The sequence below is a fragment of the Burkholderia ubonensis genome (genome assembly GCF_001718695.1).
Taxonomy (GTDB): Bacteria; Pseudomonadota; Gammaproteobacteria; order Burkholderiales; family Burkholderiaceae; genus Burkholderia; species Burkholderia ubonensis_B.
The window spans coordinates 2,936,568-2,954,312 of sequence record NZ_CP013420.1 but is presented as its reverse complement, the minus strand read 5'-3'; the positions used below and the strand labels follow the sequence as shown (position 1 = coordinate 2,954,312).

Here is a 17,745-nt window from a genome sequence, read left to right as displayed (position 1 = left end):
ACCGGCCGCTGCTCGCGGCCCTGAACGCAACAGCCCCGCCGGTTTGCACCGGCGGGGCTGTTTGCCTTGCGACCAGCAGCGCGGCCGCGTTACTTCACCGGCGCCTTGTACGCGATGCAATCGACCTCGACCTTGCAGTCGATCACCATGCTCGACTGCACGCACGCGCGCGCCGGCGGATGCTCGCCGAAGTACGAGATGAACACCTTGTTGAACGACGCGAAATCGCGCGCGTCGTCGAGCCACACGCCGCAGCGCACGACGTGCTCGAGGCCGTAGCCGGCTTCCTTCAGGATCGCGATCACGTTCTCGATCGCCTGCTTCGACTGCGTGACGATCCCGCCTTCGACCACCTCGCCGTTCACCATCGGCGTCTGGCCCGACACGTACAGCCAGCCGTCGGCCTCGACCGCACGCGCAAACGGCATCACCTGCCCGCCCGTCCCCTTCGCTTCGCCTACGCCATATCGCTTCATCGTTTCACTCCGTTTCAGTTCCGGTTCAGTTCCATTTCATTGCGAAGGCGCGCGCCGCTCGCGGCACACGCCGAATCTCGACCTGCCTGCCGCGCTCAGAAGGCCGCATCGGCGGCGGCCGCAGAACGCTCGCCACGCGCGACGAAGCCGCCTGCGCGCTCGCCGGTCGGCTGGCCATCGCGGTAGGTCAGCACGCCGTTGACCCACACCGCGTCGATCCCGTGCGCCGGCTGCTGCGGCTTGTCGAAGGTCGCCGCGTCGATCACGCGCGCTGGATCGAACAGCACGAGATCCGCGTGGAAGCCCACGCGCACCTCGCCGCGCCCCGCGAGCCCGAAGCGGCGCGCGGACAGCGACGTCATCTTGCGGATCGCCTCCTCGAGCGGCAGCAGGCCGGTGTCGCGCGCGTAATGCCCGAGCACGCGCGGGAACGCGCCCCACAGCCGCGGATGCGGCAGCGGATCGTTCGGCAGGCCGTCCGAGCCGACCATCGTCGCCGGATGCGACAGGATCCGGCGCACGTCGTCCTCGGACATGTTGTGGTACACGGCGCCCGCCGGCCGGATCCGCTGCGCGGCCTCCTGCTCGGTCACGCCCCAGTCGGCCGCGATCGCCTTCAGCAGCTTGCCCGCCACTTCCGGATGCGGCTCCGACCACGTGATCGTGATGTCGATGTCGCCCGTCACCTGCTTCAGGTCGAGCGTCGACGAGCTGCGGCTGTACGGATAGCAGTCGCAGCCGACCGGCTGGTAGCGGCGCGCGCCTTCGAGCGACGCGAGCACCTCGGTGCTGCGCCCCCAGTTCGACGGGCCCGCGCATTTCAGGTGCGAGATCACGACCGGCACCCGCGCGTGGCGGCCGACGCGATACGCCTCGTCCATCGCATCGAGGATCGCGTCGAACTCGGTGCGCATGTGCGTCGTGTACAGCGCGCCCGCGTTCGCGAGCGGCTCGGCGAGCGCCATCACTTCCTCGGGCGGCGCCGCGAACGCGGAGCCGTACGCGAGCCCCGACGACAGCCCGAGCGCGCCGTGCGCGAGCGCCTCCTCGAGCTGCGCGCGCATGCCGGCGATTTCCGCATCGGTGGCCGCGCGGTCGAGGCGGTCCATCTGGTTGTTGCGCAGCGCGGTGTGGCCGACGAGCGCGGCGACGTTGACGGCCGGCCGCGCGTCGTTCACCGCCTCGACGTAGTCGGCGAAGCTCGGGTACCGGAACGCGCCGCGCTCGCCGAGCAGGTTCATCGGGTCGGGCGGATCGCCCGCGAGCGTCACCGGCGACGCGCTGATCCCGCAGTTGCCGACGATCACGGTCGTCACGCCCTGGGTGATCTTCGGCAGCATCTGCGGCGAGCGGATCACGTGCGTGTCGTCGTGCGTGTGCACGTCGACGAAGCCCGGCGCCAGCGCGCGGCCGTTCGCTTCGACGACCTCCTCGGCCAGCCAGTTCGACAGGTTGCCGATCGCGACGATCGCGCCGTTGCGGATCGCGACGTCGCGCTCGACGGGCGGCGCGCCGGTGCCGTCGTACAGCTGCGCGCCGACGATCAGCGTATCGGCGGCTTCGGGATGCGAATGCATGGTCAGTCTCCTAGCGGTTGGCGGTCTCCGCCGCCGCGGTGCGCATCGAGCGCATGCTTGACGCGGCGCAGCGATTCGCGGCACGCGTCGCCGAGCCGCAGCGCGACCTCGGTGACGAGCACGTCGATGGCCATCATCATCGCGTAGCGCGACGTCGACGGCTTGTAGATGAAATCGGTTTCGAACGCGACGACCGGAATCAGGTGGTCGGCAAGCTGCGCGAGCGGCGACGCCGGCGCGGTCACCGCGATCAGCGGCGCGCCGTAGCGCTTCGCGAGCGCGCAGCTTTCCAGCAGCTCCGGCACGCGCCCGCTCACCGACAGCGCGACCACGACGGAATCGCGCGACGCCGTCGCCGCGACCATCCGCTGCAGCACGCTGTCCTGGTAGCTCGCGACCGGCCGGCCGAAGCGCACGAGGCGGAAGCGCAGCTCGTCGGCGAGCGCGGTCGAGCCGCCGCCCTGCCCGTACACGTAGACCATCTTCGCGCCGGCGAGCAGGTCGGCGGCCGCGTCGAACGACGTCTGGCGCAGCAGCTGGTGGTTGTGCGCGAGCGCGACGTGGATCTCGTCGTAGACGACCGACGCGGGATTCGCGTCATCCTCGCCCGCGCCGTCGGACGGCGCGAGAAAGCGCTGGCCGACCGCCGCCGCCTGCGCGACGAGCAGCTTCAGCTCGCGCACGTCGCGGCAGCCGACCGCCTTCGCGAAGCGCGTGACCGTCGCGACGCTCACGTCGGCGTCGCGCGCGAGCGTGCCGATGCTCGCATGCGCGGCGCGCGCGAGATCGGCGAGGATGAACGCGGCCACCTTGCGCTCGGCGTCGCGCAGCTCGGGCGCGCATTCGGCGATCCGGGCGACGATGTCGACGGCCGGCTGGGCGGCAGCGCCGGCAGCCGGCGGGACGGAAGACGAAGTGACGGACGGATTCATCTGCGGGACTGGGTGCGGCGCACCATGTTACTAAATAACATTACCGCGCCGATGCTACTTTCTGTACCATCGGCATGTCAACTTCAGTGCAATGCATATCAATGATGGAGCGGGATGACATGAAAGTTACAAACTATCAGGATGCGACGATCGATCCGTTCGGCAAGGGCCTCGGCAATGTGCCGAGCGCGAGCGTGCCGCTCGGCGACGCGGGCCGCCTCGAGTGGAACCTGCTCGCGGAGGACGTCAGCCTGCCGGCCGCGGTGCTGTACGAGGACCGCATCGAGCACAACCTGAAGTGGATGCAGGCGTTCGTCGAGGAATACGGCGTCAAGTTCGCGCCGCACGGCAAGACGACGATGGCGCCGCAGCTGTTCCGCCGCCAGCTCGACGCCGGCGCGTGGGGCATCACGCTCGCGACCGCGCACCAGACGCAGGCCGCGTATCACGGCGGCGTGCGGCGCGTGCTGCTCGCGAACCAGCTGGTCGGCCGCCAGAACATGACGATCATCGCGGGGCTGCTGTCGGATCCCGATTTCGAGTTCTTCTGCCTCGTCGATTCCGCCGACGGCGTCGACCAGCTCGGCCAGTTCTTCGGCAACGCGAAAAAGTCGCTCAACGTGCTGCTCGAGCTCGGCGTGCCGGGCGGGCGCACCGGCGTGCGCGACGCCGCGCAGCGCGACGCGGTGCTCGCGGCGCTCGCCCGCTATCCGGACACGCTGAAGCTGGCCGGGATCGAACTCTACGAAGGCGTGCTGAAGGAGGAAGGCGAGATCCGCGCGTTCCTGCAGGGCGCGGTCGCGCTGACGCGCGAGCTCGCCGCCGCCGGCCGCTTCGCGCGCACGCCGGCGATCCTGTCCGGCGCGGGTTCGGCGTGGTACGACGTGGTCGCGGAAGAGTTCGCGAAGGCGTCCGGCGCGGGCTTCGCGGAAGTCGTGCTGCGCCCGGGCTGCTACCTGACGCACGACGTCGGCATCTACAAGAAGGCGCAGACCGACGTGTTCGCGCGCAACCCGACCGCGCGCAAGATGGGCGAAGGGCTGCTGCCGGCGCTGCAGCTGTGGGCGTACGTGCAGTCGGTGCCGGAGCCGGATCGCGCAATCGTCGCGCTCGGCAAGCGCGACTCGGCGTTCGACGCGGGCCTGCCCGAGCCGGCCCGGCATTTCCGCCCGGGCCGCGACAGCGCACCGCGCGACGTTGCAGCAGCCGAAGGCTGGGCGATCACCGGCCTGATGGACCAGCACGCGTACCTGCAGATCCCGCCCGGCGCGGACGTGAAGGTCGGCGACATGATCGCGTTCGACATCTCGCACCCGTGCCTGACGTTCGACAAGTGGCGCCAGCTGCTCGTGCTCGATCCGCAGTTCCGCGTGACGGAAGTGGTCGAGACGTTCTTCTGACCGACCATCCGACGTGATCCGGCCGCCCCGCCGCGCGACGGGGCGGCCTCGCGTCATACCGGTTTCAGGCCGCCGGAGTACACTGCGCTTTCGTCCCCGGGGCGCGCTCGCGCCCCGCCCAACTTTGCATGGAACCCGGGAGAAAGCCATGGCCGCGAAGAAGATCCTGTTCCTCACCGGCGATTTCGCCGAAGACTACGAAACGATGGTGCCGTTCCAGGCACTGCAGGCCGTCGGCCACCACGTCGACGCGGTCTGCCCGGGCAAGCGCTCGGGCGACAGGATCAAGACCGCGATCCACGACTTCGAGGGCGACCAGACCTACACCGAAAAGCCCGGCCACCAGTTCACGCTGAACGCGTCGTTCGACGACGTCGACGCCGCGCGCTACGACGCGCTCGCGATCGCGGGCGGCCGCGCGCCGGAATACCTGCGGCTCGATCCGAAGGTGATCGCGCTCGTGCGCGCGTTCGCGGCGGCGGGCAAGCCGATCGCCGCGATCTGCCATGCGGCGCAACTGCTCGCCGCCGCCGACGTGATCCGCGGCAAGCGCATCTCGGCCTACCCGGCCTGCGCGCCCGAAGTGAAGCTCGCGGGCGGCGAATATGCGGACATTCCGGTCGATGCGGCGGTCACCGACGCGCCGTTCGTCACCGCGCCCGCGTGGCCCGCGCATCCGGCGTGGCTCGCGCAATTCCTCGCACTGCTCGGCACGCGCATCGAGCTGTGAGCGAAGTCGTCGTGCCCGTAGAAGGGAAATGAAGTGATGTGACGAGCGCCGGCCGGCGTTGGGCGGTGGGCTCTCGGGCCCGCCGCGCCGCGCCGGTCGCCGCCCTTCAGTGCGGAGACGGCGTCGAGCCGACCTCCGCGATCCGCGACTCCAGCATCGCCAGCGCGCCTGACAGCGCCGTCAACACGTCGTCCGGCAGCCGCGCGACCGTCTTGTCGAGGAACGCGCGGCGGCGCGGCAGGCTCGCCTCGAACGCCGCACGCCCGTCGGCGGTCAGCTTCACGTTCGTCACGCGGTTGTCGCGCTCGTCGGATTCGCGCTCGATCCAGCCGAGCGCGTCGAGCGACTTCAGCTGGCGCGTGAGCGCGCCGGGGTCGATCCGCAGGATCTCGACGAGCCGCTTCTGCGACGCTTCCCCACCCAGCGAGTGCAGCGCGACCATGATGCGCCAGCGCGGCATCGGCTGGCCGACGTGCGCCTCGAACGCAGTCAAGAACGCGCGATACGTCCGTCCGAATTGCTGCAAGATCGCGACGCGGTCCTGTTCTTCCATGCGCTGATGCCTACTCGTTCATTCGGTGAATCGTTTCAATCGGCCGCGACATGCGGTTCGATCTTGCGCCGCAGCGTGACGGGCGGCACGCGGCGGCACTGCCACACCGCATACACGGCCACCGCCGCCGCCACCGCGACGCCCGCGTGAATCGCGCCGACGAGCGATTCGCGGGCGGCTTCCAGCAGCAGCGCGCCATTATGCCCGGCGCGCGTCAACTCGCCGACGAGGCCGGCCTGCGCCGCACGGTCGATCAGGATCTGCGGATCGGCGAGGGGCGCGTGCCATTGCAGCGCGTGGTCGGCGCCGAGCGCGTCGCGCACGCCGCCCGCATACATCTGGCTGACGAGCGTGCCCGTCAGCGCGGTGCCGGCCATCCCGCCGACCATCCGCAGCGACTGCAGCAGCGCGGTGGCGATGCCGAGATGCTCGCGTCCGGCGGTCTGCTGCGCGAACACCGTCAGGTTCGGCAGCACGAAGCCGAGGCCGACGCCGCCCGCGACCATCAGCGCCATCAGCAGCCAGCGGGGCGTCGCATGCGTCGACACGACGACGCCGGCGCACGTGATCGCGAACAGCGCGAAGCCGACGTGCAGCATCGCGTTCGGGTGGCGGATGCGGGTGACGACGCGGCCGTTCATGATGCTGCCGATCGTGATGAATACGACGAGCGGCGTGATGACGAGCCCCGCTTCCTTCGGCGACATGCCGAACCCGCCCTGGAACAGCAATGGCGCGTAGAACAGCAGCGAGAACATCGAGAAGCCGGCGAGGATCGCGAGCACGAACAGCGCGGACAGCGCGCGATTGCCGAACATGTCGAACGGCAAAATCGGCTGCGCGCAGCGCTTCTCCCAGCGCCACAGCCCAATGCCGGCGGCGAGCGCGACGCCGAGCAGCAGCGTCGGCCAGCCGGCGACGCCGTGCTTCGGCAGCCACTCGACGAACAGCTGCAGCGCGCCGAGCGACAGCGCGATCAAGAGCGCGCCCGGCCAGTCGAGCCGCATCTTGCGGTCGTGCTCGACCTGCCGCAGGTGCGGCAGGTAGCGCCACACGAACAGCAGCGACAGCAGGCCGACCGGCAGGTTCACGTAGAACACCGAGCGCCAGCCCAGCGACTGGGTCAGCACGCCGCCGAGCGACGGCCCGATCGCGTTCGCGATGCCGAACGCGGAACTCATCATCACCTGCCAGCGCAGCCGCACGACGGAATCGGGGAACAGGTCGGGAATGCACGCGAACGCGGTGCCGACCAGCATTCCGCCGCCGATCCCCTGCAGGCCGCGCGCGAGCACCAGGTAGAGCATGTCGTTGGCCATCCCGCACAGCACCGACGCGCCCGTGAACACGACGATCGACGCGATCACGAACGGCTTGCGCCCGTAGTAGTCGCCGAGCCGCCCGAAGATCGGCACGGTGATCACCGAGCTGAGCAGGTACGACGTCGCGACCCACGCATACAGGTCGAATCCCTTCAGTTCGGCGACGATGGTCGGCAGCGCGGTGCCGACGACGGTCTGGTCGAGCGCGACGAGCATCGTCACGAACGAGATGCCGATCATCGCGAGCAGCGATTCGCGAAACGGCAGCACTTGCCCGCTCGAATGATGGGCGGCGGTGTGGACGGCCATTTTTTGTCTTCGCAACTTTTGACAAGTCAAAGAATCTGAAAATTCTATCATTGGTGCGATAACCTGGCTGGCGGCCGCATTCCGGCCCGAGCTGCGAAGGAGAAAGATGGAACCGATTTCAAGCGAAGTCGCGACGACGCTGTCGGCAGACGATCGGGATGCGCTGCGGCGCGCGAAGCAGGTGCTCGAAAGCCCGTCGCTGACGATGAAGCTGACGGGCCTGCTCGGCGCGCCGATCGAGAAGATGATCGGCAGGCTGCCGGATTTCGCGACCGGCAAGATCAACGACGCGACCCGGCTCGCGCTGCGCAAGTGCCTGAACCTCGCGCTGCGCACGCTCGGCAAGCCGCCGGCGCCCGACGCCGACGCTCACGACAAGCCGAGCAACCTGCTGCACAAGCTCGCCGTCGCGACGACGGGCGCCGCCGGCGGCGCGTTCGGCTTCGTCGCGCTGCCGGTCGAACTGCCGGTCACGACGACGCTGATCTTCCGCTCGGTCTGCGACATCGCGCGCAGCGAAGGCGAGGACCTGTCGTCGGTGGACGCGCAGCTGCAGTGCCTCGCGGTACTCGGGATGGGCGGCAACCCGGACAAGAACGAAGAGGACGCCGATCTCGGCTACTTCGTGCTGCGCGGCGCGCTCGCGCAGGCGATCTCGAAGGCGTCGTCGGACATCACGTCGAAGGGCGTCGGCGCGCACGGCTCGGCCGCGCTGTTCAGGCTCGTGCAGACCGTCGCGTCGCGCTTCTCGGTGCAGGTGACCGAGCAGATGGCGGCGAAGTCGATCCCGGCGATCGGCGCGGTGCTCGGCGCGACCGTCAACACGCTGTTCATCGATCACTTCCAGCAGATGGCGCACGGCCACTTCACCGTGCGCCGGCTCGAGCGCAAGTACGGCGCCGCGGCCGTGCGGGCCGCGTATCAGGCGATCGACGGCGCGCCGGCGCGGTGAAGCGCGGGGGTGGGTGCGAGGCGTTGGGCGTTGGGCGTTGGGCGTTGGGCGTTGGGCGTTGGGCGTTCGGGCGTTCGGGCGTTCGGGCGTTCGGGCGGTTCGGGCGGTTCGGGCGGTTCGCCGGTTCGCCGACTGGCGGTCGAGCATCGCGCGCCTGCGGCGCGATCGGCGCTTACATCTGCCCGAGCGGCGGCCTGTCGAGCCACACGTCATCTCGACCGACTCGCCACCCGCCTTCGACACCCTATATGTCAAACGCCGCCGCGCGCATCAGTTCGCCGGCAGCACCTGCCCGCGGATCTCGCCGGACGGATGCTCCTTCGTATGGATGTTGAAGTACCACTTGCCGGCCATCAGTTCGGTCACCTGCGCATCGTTCAGTTCCTTCGAACCCCTGATCGGGCTCGCGAGGCCGTCCTTCGGAATCGGCACCTGCACGCCGGCGTTCTGCCCGACCGGCGCGGGACCGTGGAAATGTGCGGCCGTCGCCGGCCCCGTCAGGTTTTCGTAAGTGACGGTCCAGCGCAGCAGGTGGGTCGCCGTGTCGTAGGTGGCGTCGACCGCGCCGGCACCCTTGGTCGCGGTGGGCGGCACCTCGCTCGACGGTTGAAGGTCGGCAGCCAGGCGAACCGTTTCGGCCGCGGCGCTGCCGGCGGCCAGCACGCCCGCGAGTAACGCCACCTGGAGGAAACGCAGCTTCGGCATGGAATCTCCTTGTACGACGTGGTACGCCCCGCGGCCGGGGCGCTACGTGATGGTAGTCGATCGGCGCCGATCCGGCAGCGTGCCGAATCCAGGAAGGGACCTTTGCAGCGCAACGCCTGAATTCGCGCGCAGCCTTTCGCTACACTTCGTTTCACAGTTGCTTGTTTCCTTCGTCCGAAGGAGTCTGCGAGTATTTACGCGGCCAGCCGGCCGCGTTTTTTTTGCTCGTCGCGCACGCGATACCCGCCTCGTCCGCCGCTTCGGCGTCGGGCGTCGGCAAGCAGCCCGAAGCAATCTGCCCCGCCGCAGTTACGCATCACCCGCGTATCCATCACGCGCGATACCCCGGATCGATGCGGTCGACGATGCGCTGCAGCGCGTCGAACGCATCCTGCCCCGCGCCGTGCTTCGGGTCGAAGTTCAGCGAGTCGCGCACGCACGCCTCGAGCACCGGCGGCGCGATCGGCAGCGGGTCGCCGATCGCGTGCGTCGCGACCTGCACTTCGCATGCGCGATTGAGCAGCCACATCAGCGAGAACGTCTCGGCCAGCGTGGCGCCCGATCGTGACCGGCCCGTGGTTCCTCAGCAGCAGCACGGGCCGCCCGCCGGCGCTCGCGACAATGCGCCGGCCTTCGTCGAAATGCACCGTGATGCCTTCGAAGTCGTGATACGCCACCTTGCCGTACAGCTGCGCCGCGTAGAAGTTCGAGAACGACAGGCCGCCGCGCGAACTGCACACGGCCATCGCGGGCGTCGTGTGCACGTGCATCACGCAATGCGCGTCCGGCAGCGCGGCATGGATCGCGCCGTGGAACGTGAAGCCCGCCGGATTGATCGGCCAGTCGGAATGGCCGATCACGTTGCCGTCGATGTCGACCTTGACGAGATTCGACGCGCACACCTCGCGGTAATGCAGGCCGAACGGATTGATCAGGAAATGCCCGTCGGCATCCGGCACGCGCAGCGAGATATGGTTGTAGATCAGCTCGGTCCAGCCGAGCTGATCGAAGATGCGGTACGCGGCCGCAAGCTGCACGCGCGCCTGCCATTCGGCGTCGGCGAAGCGGGCGGGACGGGAAAACGGCTGGTTCGGCACGTGACGCATGCGAGTGCTCCGGTTGAGCAGGCGCTGGCCAGCGCCGCACGCGACGTGCGGCGATTCCGGCGGCGCCTTCACGGCTCCCTGATCGTTGTGCATGCAACCTTATCACCTTTCCGCACGTATCAGAACGGCGGGAACGGCGGGAACGGCGGCCGCGGACCGGCGCCTATAGCTGGTCGTCGACCGGCAGCAGCATGAACACGCCGGTCAGCAGATTGCGCAGCAGCCCCGCATACGGATCGACGTGATAGGTGTGCAGCACGCCGTCGTCGGTGCCGGTCCACATCAGCTCGGACGCGCCGGGCCCCGACGGCGCCGCGAGTTGCACGCGGTAGCTTTCGTCAGGCTGCGTCGCCCGCGCGAAGATCGTCGCGACCTGCTGCGCGAGCGCCGGGCTGTGGATCACGAGCGCCAGCTCGGTATTGAGGTGCGTGGAGCGCGGATCGAGGTTCATCGAGCCGATCACGAGAATCTTCCGGTCGATCACGTAGGCCTTCGCGTGCAGGCTCGCGCGCGAGCGCGAACCGAACAGCCGCGGCCGCTGCCGGTCGGGCCGCGCCTTGTATTCGTAGAGCTCGACGCCGTGCCGCAGCAGCGGCGCGCGGTACGGGCCGTAGCCGGCCTGCACGGCTACCGCGTCGGTCGCGGCGAGCGAGTTCGTCAGGATCGCGACGCGCACGCCGCGCGCGGTGGTGTCACCGAGGATCTTCACGCCCGCGTCATGCGGCACGAAATACGGCGAGAACGCGAGGAATTCCTGCTGCGCGGTGCGGATCAGCTCGGCGAGACGCCGCATCGGCGGGCTCACGTAGCCGTCGGTGGGCTGCGCGACCTTGTCCGGCGCGTCGGCCTCGAACTCGGCCGGCGCCCAGACGAGGCCGAGCTCGCCGCGCGCGATCTGCTGCGCGAGCGGCGTCGCGTTCAGCGGCTTCGCGTTGTACGGCTCCGCGTTCTCGCGCCAATGTGCGCGCAACTCGTCGCGCATCGCGTCGAGATCCTTCGGATCGAACGTCTGATGATTCAGCACCCGCAGCGGATAGCTGCTGCCGCTCGCCCAGTACGCATCGAAGCTCGCGGAGATGTCCCGCGTCACCGGGCCGGCCGCGAGCACGTCGAGATCCCGGAACTGCAGCGTCGGGCTCGCGCTGAAATACTCGTCGCCGAGATTGCGGCCGCCGACGATCGCGATCCGGTTGTCGGCGATCATCGCCTTGTTGTGCATCCTGCGCGTGAAGCGGTCGATCCGCGTGAAGAAATTCGCCGTGCGCTGCATCACGCGCTGCTGCGACACGCCGAACGGATTGAACACGCGGATCTCGATATTCGGGTGCGTGTTCAGCGCGGCCATCACGCGGTCGATGTCGCGGAAGTTCAGGTCGTCGACCAGCATCCGCACCCGCACGCCGCGATCGGCCGCATACAGCGCGGCGCCGAGCAGCAGCTTGCCGGTCGTGTCCTCGGTTGCGATGTAGTACTGCATGTCGAGCGTCCGGGTCGCCGCGCGGGCGAGCGCGATACGCATCTGCAGCGCGGCGGCGCCGTCCGCGAGCAGGCGGAAGCCCGACTGCCCGGGATGTGCGGCTTCCGGTGCGGCCAGCGCCGTGCGCAGCGGCGTCGCGGCATCGGCGGGCAACGCGTGCGACACCGTGCGCTCGAGCGACGTCGCAGGCGGGTGCGTCGCGCACGCGGCAACGAGCGACAGCGGCGCGCAGACGGCCAGCGCGCGGGCCAGGCGGCACACGGCGCGCCAACACGGCGCGGCCGGCGCGTGCCGGATCAAAGACGTGAGCACGGAGGCTTCCTCGACAGTCGGGTCAATGGGCACGTGAGCGCCGCGGCGCGCGGCGCACGGGCAGTTCCGACCGATTCTAGTGGGCGCCCGACGAGCCGGTCAATCGCGCGTCGAGCGGCGTTCGGGCGCCCCCGAGACCTTGGTTCGAGCGTAGTTCGATCGCGCTTCCGCCGTACTTCCATCGCACCTCCGCCGTACTTCGACTGCACTTCGACCGTACTACGAGCGCACCCGGCACCCCGCCCCCGCCCCTCGCACCGCCCCACCGCCAGCGCGTTCAGGCACGGGCCACAGGCGCCGTGGTCCAACCAATCTCACGACGCGGCGCCGTTACGCTCGAAGTGACTGCGCACATAGTCGATATGCGTCTGCATCGCGGTGCGCGCCTCCTCGGGCCGCTGCGCGCAGATCGCATCGCACACCACACGATGCTGCTGCAGCAGCAGTTCGGATGCCTGCTCGTCGTCGGTCGTCATCCCGGCGACGTTGATCGAAATGTGCTCGCGCAGCATGCCGATCACGCTCGTATGCAGGTGCAGGAACATCGTGTTGTGCGACGCGAGCGCGATCGCCTCGTGCAGCTTCGAGTCGGTCGCCGCCTCGACCGCGCGGTCGTCGTTCGCATGCGCGGCTTCGAGCTCACGCATCAGCGCGCGGATCCGGCGGCGGTCGCCCGCGTCGGCGCGCAGCGCGGCGAAATACGCGGTCGCGCCCTCCAGCACGCGGCGGAACTCGAGGATGTCGTCGCGCAGCGCCGGATGGTCGGCGACGAGTTGCCCCCACGGCGACGCGATGCCGGCGCGCAGCTGGTCCGTCACGTACACGCCCGCGCCGCGCCGGCTCTGCAGCAGGCCGCGCGCGACGAGCCGCTGGATCGCCTCGCGGATCGTGTTGCGCGCGACGCCGTACTGCTCCGCGAGCACCCGCTCCGCCGGCAGCCGGGCGCCGGCCGGCCACGTGCCGTCGAGCAGCGCCGTCTCGATCTTGCGCATCACCACTTCGGTCCGGCCCCGTGCCGTCATCGCCGCCATTGCCGTCTCCCCGTTTCGTATCGCTGTCGCGTCGATTGGCCCAACCAATTTGAGCCAACGCGCCGTCGCGGGAATTATGCAGCGAAAGCCGTCCCGCGTGCCGGGCCGCCGTCACCTGGAGTGAGACATGAACGAAAGGCACTACCCTTCGGCCGCGCCCGCGGACGTCTATCTGTTCGCGACCTGCCTGGTCGACCTGTTCGTCCCCGACGCGGGGCTCGACGCGGTGCGGCTGCTGGAGCGCGAAGGCCTGACCGTCCACTATCCGCGGGGCCAGAGCTGCTGCGGGCAGCCCGCCTACAGCAGCGGCAATCCCGACGACGCGCGCCGCGTCGCCGCCGCGCAGCTCGACCTGTTCGCCGAGCCGTGGCCCGTGATCGTCCCGTCCGGCTCGTGCGCGGGCATGATGCGGCACCATTGGCCGGCGCTGTTCGCCGACGATCCCGTGAACGGTGCGAAGGCACGCGCGATCGCCGAGCGCACCTACGAACTCGCCGAATTCCTCGTCAACGTGCTGCACGTGCGGCTCGACGCCATCGCGCCGCCAGCCGGCCCCGACGAACGCGTGGTGCTGCATACGTCGTGCGCGGCGCGACGCGAAATGGGCACGCGCGCGCATGGCGTCGCGCTCGTCGACGCGCTGCCCGGCGTGACCCGCATCGAACACGAACGCGAAGCCGAATGCTGCGGCTTCGGCGGCACGTTCTCGCTGAAGCATCCCGACATCTCCGGCGCGATGGTGCGCGACAAGGTCGCGGCGGCGTGCGCAACCGGCTGCGACCGGCTCGTGTCCGCCGACTGCGGCTGCCTGCTGAACATCGGCCATGCGGCGGCGAAGGCCGGCGCGCCGCTGCCGGTCGAGCACCTCGCGAGCTTCCTGTGGCGCCGCACCGCCGGCGCGGCGTCGCTGCGCGGAGACAACCGATGAGCGCGCGCGAAGCGATCCTCGCGCGGCTGCGCGCCGCAGCGCCCGGCGTCGCCGGGCACGCGAGCGCCGCGGTCGACACGCGCATCGGCGAGCATTACGCCGCGCAGCGCGCCCCGCTCGCCGCCGATCTCCACACGCTAGTGCAGACGATGCAGGCCGCGCTCGCCGCGTCGCACGCCGACGTCTGGTGCGCGGACGCGGCTGCGTGGCCCGCGCAGCTCGCCGAGCGCCTCGCCGCGGCCGGCGTGCGCCGCCTGCTGCTCGACCCGGCCCGCGCCGAATCGGCGGCGCTGGCCCGCGCGCTGCCCGACACCGTCGCGACCGTGCCGTTCGACCGGCCGATCGACGCATGGAAGGCCGAGCTGTTCGACACGATCGACGCGGGCTTCACGATCGCGCGCTCGGGCATCGCGGCGACCGGCACGCTCGTGCTCGCGCCCGACGCCGGCACGCCGCGCACCGTGTCGCTGGTGCCGCCGCTGCACGTCGCGCTCGTCCATGCGCGCACGCTGCACGCGGACCTCCATGCGGCCGTGCACGCCGAACGCTGGCAGGCGGGCATGCCGACCAATCTCGTGCTGGTGTCGGGGCCGTCGAAGACCTCCGACATCCAGCAGACGCTCGCTTACGGCGCGCACGGCCCGCGCCGTCTGTGGGTCGTGATCGTCACAGATCCGGCCGACGCCCCGGCCCCGCGCGATCGCCAGGAGCTGCGCGATGAGCGGCCACCCGATGCAGTTCGTCGCCCCCGGTGACTTCAAGGCCCGCGCGCGCCGAGCGCTCGACGATCCCAAGCTGCGCCGCAGCTTTCGCGGCGCGATGGATTTCCTGCAAGGCAAACGCGCGACGCAGTTCCCCGACGACGCCGAGCTGCAGCAGCTGCGCGATCTCGGCGAGGCGATCCGGCAGCATGCGCTCGCGCAGCTGCCGGCGCTGCTCGAACGGCTCGAGGCGAGGCTCACCGAGGCCGGCGTGCGCGTGCACTGGGCCGAGACGGCCGACGAAGCGAACGCGATCGTGCTCGGCATCGTGCAGGCGAAGCAGGCGCGCCGCGTGATCAAGGGCAAGTCGATGGCGAGCGAGGAAATCGAGCTGAACCATTACCTCGCCACGCGCGGCGTCGACTGCATCGAATCCGACATGGGCGAATACATCGTCCAGCTCGCCGGCGAAAAGCCGTCGCACATCGTGATGCCCGCGATCCACAAGACGCGCGGCGACATCGCCGAACTGTTCGAGGCGCACATTCCGGACGCGCATTACACGGAAGACGTCGACGAGCTGATCCAGACCGGCCGCCGCGCACTGCGCCAGGCGTTCGTCGATGCGGACGTCGGCCTGTCGGGCGTGAACTTCGCGGCGGCCGACACGGGCACGCTGTGGCTCGTCGAGAACGAGGGCAACGGCCGTCTGTCGACCACGGTGCCCGACACGCACATCGCGATCATGGGGATCGAGAAGGTCGTCGCGAAGCTCGAGCACATCGTGCCGCTGTCGAGCCTGCTCACGCGCTCGGCGACCGGCCAGGCGATCACGACCTACTTCAACCTGATCACCGGCGGGCGCCGCGACGGCGAACGCGACGGCCCGCGCGAGCTGCACCTCGTGCTGCTCGACAACGGCCGCACGCAGGCGTACGCGGACGAACAGCTGCGCGCGACGCTGCAATGCATCCGCTGCGGCGCGTGCATGAACCACTGCCCCGTCTATACGCGGATCGGCGGCCATGCGTACGGCACGACCTATCCGGGGCCGATCGGCAAGATCATCTCGCCGCACCTGCTCGGCCTGAACGCAACCGCCGACCTGCCGACCGCGTCGACGCTATGCGGCGCGTGCGGCGAGGTGTGCCCGGTGCGGATTCCGATCCCGCAGCTGCTGGTGCGGCTGCGCACCGAGGCGAACCGCAAGCCCGACGAGCCGGTCGCGCATCCGCTGCGCGGCCAGGGCGCGAACTACAGCCGCGCGGAAGACCTCGCGTGGCGCTTCTGGTCCGGCGCGTTCGCGCATCCGCGCGCGTACCGCGCGTTCCGCTGGGCGGCGACGCGCCTGCGCGCGCTCGCGCCCGCGCAGCAGATGGGCTGGACGCAGCACCGCACGCCGCTCGAACCGGCGCCGCGCAGCCTGTCCGACCTGCTGCGCGCGCGCGGCCAGCCCGAGTAGCACCCGCTTTTTGACCCGTACCGATAGACATACATGGAGGAGACAACCATGCAGGCCTGGCATCAGATCTATACCCCGCTCGGCAGCCTCGGGCTGTCGGCGTTCGTCGCCGCGATCCCGATCATCTTCTTTTTCGTCGCGCTCGCCGGCTTGCGGCTGAAAGGGCACGTCGCGGCCGCGATCACGCTGCTGCTGTCGCTCGGCGTCGCGATCCTCGCGTACCGGATGCCCGCGCCGCAGGCGCTCGCGGCAGCCGGCTTCGGCTTCGCGTACGGCCTCTGGCCGATCGCGTGGATCATCGTCGCCGCGGTGTTCCTGTACAGGATCGTCGTCAAGACCGGCCAGTTCGACGTCATCCGCGCGTCGGTGCTGTCGATCACCGACGACCAGCGGCTGCAGATGCTGCTGATCGGCTTCTCGTTCGGCGCGTTCCTCGAAGGCGCGGCCGGCTTCGGCGCGCCGGTCGCGATCACCGCCGCGCTGCTCGTCGGCCTCGGCTTCCGCCCGCTGCACGCGGCCGGGCTGTGCCTGATCGCGAACACCGCGCCGGTCGCGTTCGGCGCGATGGGCATCCCGATCATCGTCGCGGGGCAGGTCACCGGCATCGACGCTTTCCATATCGGCGCGATGGCCGGCCGCCAGTTGCCGCTGCTGTCGCTCGCGGTGCCGTTCTGGCTCGTGTTCATGATGGACGGGCTGCGCGGCGTGCGGCAGACGTGGCCGGCCGCGCTCGTCGCCGGCGGCAGCTTCGCGATCACGCAGTACTTCACGTCGAATCATCTCGGCCCCGAGCTGCCGGACATCACGTCGTCGCTCGTCAGCCTCGTCGCGCTCGCCGCGTTCCTGAAGGTGTGGCAACCGGGCAGCGCCCGTCAGACGGCCCGCGGGGCGGCCGGCGGCATGGTCGCGTCGGGCGGCGGCGCAGCGGCGCTCACCGGCTTCGGCGGCTTCGGTTCGTCGACGAGCCGCGAGGCGTCGCCGTACACGTTCGCGCAGACGCTGCGCGCGTGGTCGCCGTTCCTGATCCTGACGGGTGTCGTCACCGTGTGGAGCCTCGCGCCGTTCAAGGCGCTGTTCGCCCCGCACGGCGCGCTCGCCGCGACCGTGCTGAAGTTCAGGGTGCCGGCGCTCGACCAGCTCGTCGTCAAGACCGCCCCGATCGTCGCGACGCCGAAGGCGCTCGACGCGGTGCTGAAGATCGACCTGGTGTCGGCCGTCGGCAGCGCGATCCTCGTGACCGCGCTGATCTCGATCGTGCTGTTGCGGATGAAGCCGCGCGACGCGCTCGTCACGTTCGGCGAGACGCTGAAGGCGCTCGCGCGCCCGATCCTGTCGATCGGCTTCGTGCTCGCGTTCGCGTTCGTCGCGAACTATTCGGGGATGTCGTCGACGCTCGCGCTGCTGCTCGCCGGCACCGGCGCCGCGTTCCCGTTCTTTTCGCCGTTCCTCGGCTGGCTCGGCGTGTTCCTGACCGGCTCGGACACGTCGTCGAATGCCCTCTTCTGCTCGCTGCAGCAGGCGACCGCGCACCAGCTCGGCCTGCCGGACACGCTCGCCGTCGCCGCGAACACGACGGGCGGCGTAACCGCGAAGATGATCTCGCCGCAGTCGATCGCGGTCGCGTGCGCGGCGACGGGCCTCGTCGGCAAGGAAGCGGAGCTGTTCCGCTTCACGGTCCGGCACAGCCTCCTGTTCGCCGTGATCGTCGGGCTGATCACGCTCGTGCAGGCGTACGTGCTGCCGGGGATGGTGCCGTAACCTGAAAAAAACAA

The 17,745-nt window shown here is 69.9% G+C and carries 15 protein-coding genes and 1 pseudogene; 7 read left to right on the top strand and 9 right to left on the bottom strand.

Features of this window, described 5'->3' with window-relative positions; translation table 11 throughout:
* Positions 1-89: 89 nt before the first annotated feature.
* From WJ35_RS13460 to WJ35_RS13450, 3 genes are all read right to left on the bottom strand, one after another.
* Positions 90-476: a RidA family protein gene (locus tag WJ35_RS13460; protein ID WP_010090694.1), complete on the bottom strand. Its 387-nt coding sequence runs from the start codon at positions 474-476 to the stop codon at positions 90-92.
* A 95-nt stretch (positions 477-571) separates the two neighbouring features.
* A complete protein-coding gene (locus tag WJ35_RS13455) occupies positions 572-2,053 on the bottom strand; it encodes an N-acyl-D-amino-acid deacylase family protein (protein ID WP_069239304.1) in 1,482 nt (493 codons plus the stop codon).
* A gap of 2 nt (positions 2,054-2,055) precedes the next feature.
* The gene (locus tag WJ35_RS13450; protein WP_060236869.1) at positions 2,056-2,985 is read right to left on the bottom strand and encodes a MurR/RpiR family transcriptional regulator; all 930 of its coding nucleotides are present in this window, start codon (positions 2,983-2,985) and stop codon (positions 2,056-2,058) included.
* Positions 2,986-3,104: 119 nt separating this feature from the next.
* Between WJ35_RS13450 and WJ35_RS13445 the strand changes: the two genes are divergently transcribed.
* A complete protein-coding gene (locus WJ35_RS13445; protein ID WP_060196076.1) occupies positions 3,105-4,385 on the top strand; it encodes an amino acid deaminase in 1,281 nt (426 codons plus the stop codon).
* A gap of 148 nt (positions 4,386-4,533) precedes the next feature.
* Positions 4,534-5,115, top strand: a complete 582-nt coding sequence (locus tag WJ35_RS13440) for a DJ-1/PfpI family protein (RefSeq protein WP_060236872.1) — start codon at positions 4,534-4,536, stop codon at positions 5,113-5,115.
* 106 nt (positions 5,116-5,221) lie between these two features.
* Here WJ35_RS13440 and WJ35_RS13435 read toward each other — a convergent pair whose 3' ends face one another.
* Positions 5,222-5,668, bottom strand: a complete 447-nt coding sequence (locus tag WJ35_RS13435; protein WP_069239303.1) for a MarR family winged helix-turn-helix transcriptional regulator — start codon at positions 5,666-5,668, stop codon at positions 5,222-5,224.
* 35 nt (positions 5,669-5,703) lie between these two features.
* Complete coding sequence (locus WJ35_RS13430; RefSeq protein ID WP_060236875.1) at positions 5,704-7,299, bottom strand: MDR family MFS transporter; 1,596 nt, start codon at positions 7,297-7,299, stop codon at positions 5,704-5,706.
* Positions 7,300-7,405: 106 nt separating this feature from the next.
* On the opposite strand from WJ35_RS13430, the gene WJ35_RS13425 reads away from it, so the two are divergent.
* Positions 7,406-8,251, top strand: a complete 846-nt coding sequence (locus WJ35_RS13425; RefSeq protein ID WP_069239302.1) for an EcsC family protein — start codon at positions 7,406-7,408, stop codon at positions 8,249-8,251.
* A 270-nt stretch (positions 8,252-8,521) separates the two neighbouring features.
* Here the strand turns inward: WJ35_RS13425 and WJ35_RS13420 are convergent, their stop codons facing one another.
* The 4 genes and pseudogenes from WJ35_RS13420 to WJ35_RS13405 all read right to left on the bottom strand — a co-directional run bounded on the left by WJ35_RS13420 (position 8,522) and on the right by WJ35_RS13405 (position 12,882).
* Positions 8,522-8,956 (bottom strand): CHRD domain-containing protein, encoded by a 435-nt coding sequence (locus WJ35_RS13420; RefSeq protein ID WP_069239301.1) that lies wholly within the window; start codon positions 8,954-8,956, stop codon positions 8,522-8,524.
* A 331-nt stretch (positions 8,957-9,287) separates the two neighbouring features.
* Positions 9,288-10,102: pseudogene (locus tag WJ35_RS13415) on the bottom strand (class II aldolase/adducin family protein).
* 123 nt (positions 10,103-10,225) lie between these two features.
* Positions 10,226-11,851 (bottom strand): phospholipase D family protein, encoded by a 1,626-nt coding sequence (locus WJ35_RS13410; RefSeq protein WP_069239300.1) that lies wholly within the window; start codon positions 11,849-11,851, stop codon positions 10,226-10,228.
* Between the two features lie 314 nt (positions 11,852-12,165).
* A complete protein-coding gene (locus tag WJ35_RS13405) occupies positions 12,166-12,882 on the bottom strand; it encodes a FadR/GntR family transcriptional regulator (RefSeq protein ID WP_069239299.1) in 717 nt (238 codons plus the stop codon).
* 127 nt (positions 12,883-13,009) lie between these two features.
* On the opposite strand from WJ35_RS13405, the gene WJ35_RS13400 reads away from it, so the two are divergent.
* The 4 genes from WJ35_RS13400 to WJ35_RS13385 are packed head-to-tail and all read left to right on the top strand — an operon-like array spanning position 13,010 to position 17,731.
* The gene (locus tag WJ35_RS13400; protein ID WP_069239298.1) at positions 13,010-13,810 is read left to right on the top strand and encodes a (Fe-S)-binding protein; all 801 of its coding nucleotides are present in this window, start codon (positions 13,010-13,012) and stop codon (positions 13,808-13,810) included.
* Positions 13,807-14,565 carry a LutC/YkgG family protein gene (locus WJ35_RS13395; RefSeq protein ID WP_069239297.1) on the top strand — a complete coding sequence of 253 codons (759 nt, stop codon included), beginning with the start codon at positions 13,807-13,809 and terminating at the stop codon, positions 14,563-14,565. The genes WJ35_RS13400 and WJ35_RS13395 overlap by 4 nt, the downstream gene beginning before the upstream one ends.
* Positions 14,528-15,973, top strand: coding sequence for a LutB/LldF family L-lactate oxidation iron-sulfur protein (locus tag WJ35_RS13390; RefSeq protein WP_060236890.1), 1,446 nt, complete (start codon positions 14,528-14,530; stop codon positions 15,971-15,973). Before WJ35_RS13395 ends, WJ35_RS13390 begins: the two co-directional genes overlap by 38 nt.
* 48 nt (positions 15,974-16,021) lie before the next feature.
* Positions 16,022-17,731: a lactate permease LctP family transporter gene (locus tag WJ35_RS13385; RefSeq protein ID WP_060236959.1), complete on the top strand. Its 1,710-nt coding sequence runs from the start codon at positions 16,022-16,024 to the stop codon at positions 17,729-17,731.
* Positions 17,732-17,745: the final 14 nt, after the last annotated feature.

Excerpts from the sequence above, each read along its gene's own strand:
- WJ35_RS13455 (WP_069239304.1), bottom strand. The coding sequence starts at position 2,053 with ATGCATTCGCATCCCGAAGCCGCCGATACGCTGATCGTCGGCGCGCAG.
- WJ35_RS13425 (WP_069239302.1), top strand. The coding sequence starts at position 7,406 with ATGGAACCGATTTCAAGCGAAGTCGCGACGACGCTGTCGGCAGACGAT.
- WJ35_RS13420 (WP_069239301.1), bottom strand. The coding sequence starts at position 8,956 with ATGCCGAAGCTGCGTTTCCTCCAGGTGGCGTTACTCGCGGGCGTGCTG.
- WJ35_RS13440 (WP_060236872.1), top strand. The coding sequence starts at position 4,534 with ATGGCCGCGAAGAAGATCCTGTTCCTCACCGGCGATTTCGCCGAAGAC.
- WJ35_RS13450 (WP_060236869.1), bottom strand. The coding sequence starts at position 2,985 with ATGAATCCGTCCGTCACTTCGTCTTCCGTCCCGCCGGCTGCCGGCGCT.
- WJ35_RS13395 (WP_069239297.1), top strand. The coding sequence starts at position 13,807 with ATGAGCGCGCGCGAAGCGATCCTCGCGCGGCTGCGCGCCGCAGCGCCC.
- WJ35_RS13445 (WP_060196076.1), top strand. The coding sequence starts at position 3,105 with ATGAAAGTTACAAACTATCAGGATGCGACGATCGATCCGTTCGGCAAG.
- WJ35_RS13435 (WP_069239303.1), bottom strand. The coding sequence starts at position 5,668 with ATGGAAGAACAGGACCGCGTCGCGATCTTGCAGCAATTCGGACGGACG.
- WJ35_RS13430 (WP_060236875.1), bottom strand. The coding sequence starts at position 7,299 with ATGGCCGTCCACACCGCCGCCCATCATTCGAGCGGGCAAGTGCTGCCG.
- WJ35_RS13390 (WP_060236890.1), top strand. The coding sequence starts at position 14,528 with ATGAGCGGCCACCCGATGCAGTTCGTCGCCCCCGGTGACTTCAAGGCC.
- WJ35_RS13385 (WP_060236959.1), top strand. The coding sequence starts at position 16,022 with ATGCAGGCCTGGCATCAGATCTATACCCCGCTCGGCAGCCTCGGGCTG.
- WJ35_RS13405 (WP_069239299.1), bottom strand. The coding sequence starts at position 12,882 with ATGGCGGCGATGACGGCACGGGGCCGGACCGAAGTGGTGATGCGCAAG.
- WJ35_RS13400 (WP_069239298.1), top strand. The coding sequence starts at position 13,010 with ATGAACGAAAGGCACTACCCTTCGGCCGCGCCCGCGGACGTCTATCTG.
- WJ35_RS13460 (WP_010090694.1), bottom strand. The coding sequence starts at position 476 with ATGAAGCGATATGGCGTAGGCGAAGCGAAGGGGACGGGCGGGCAGGTG.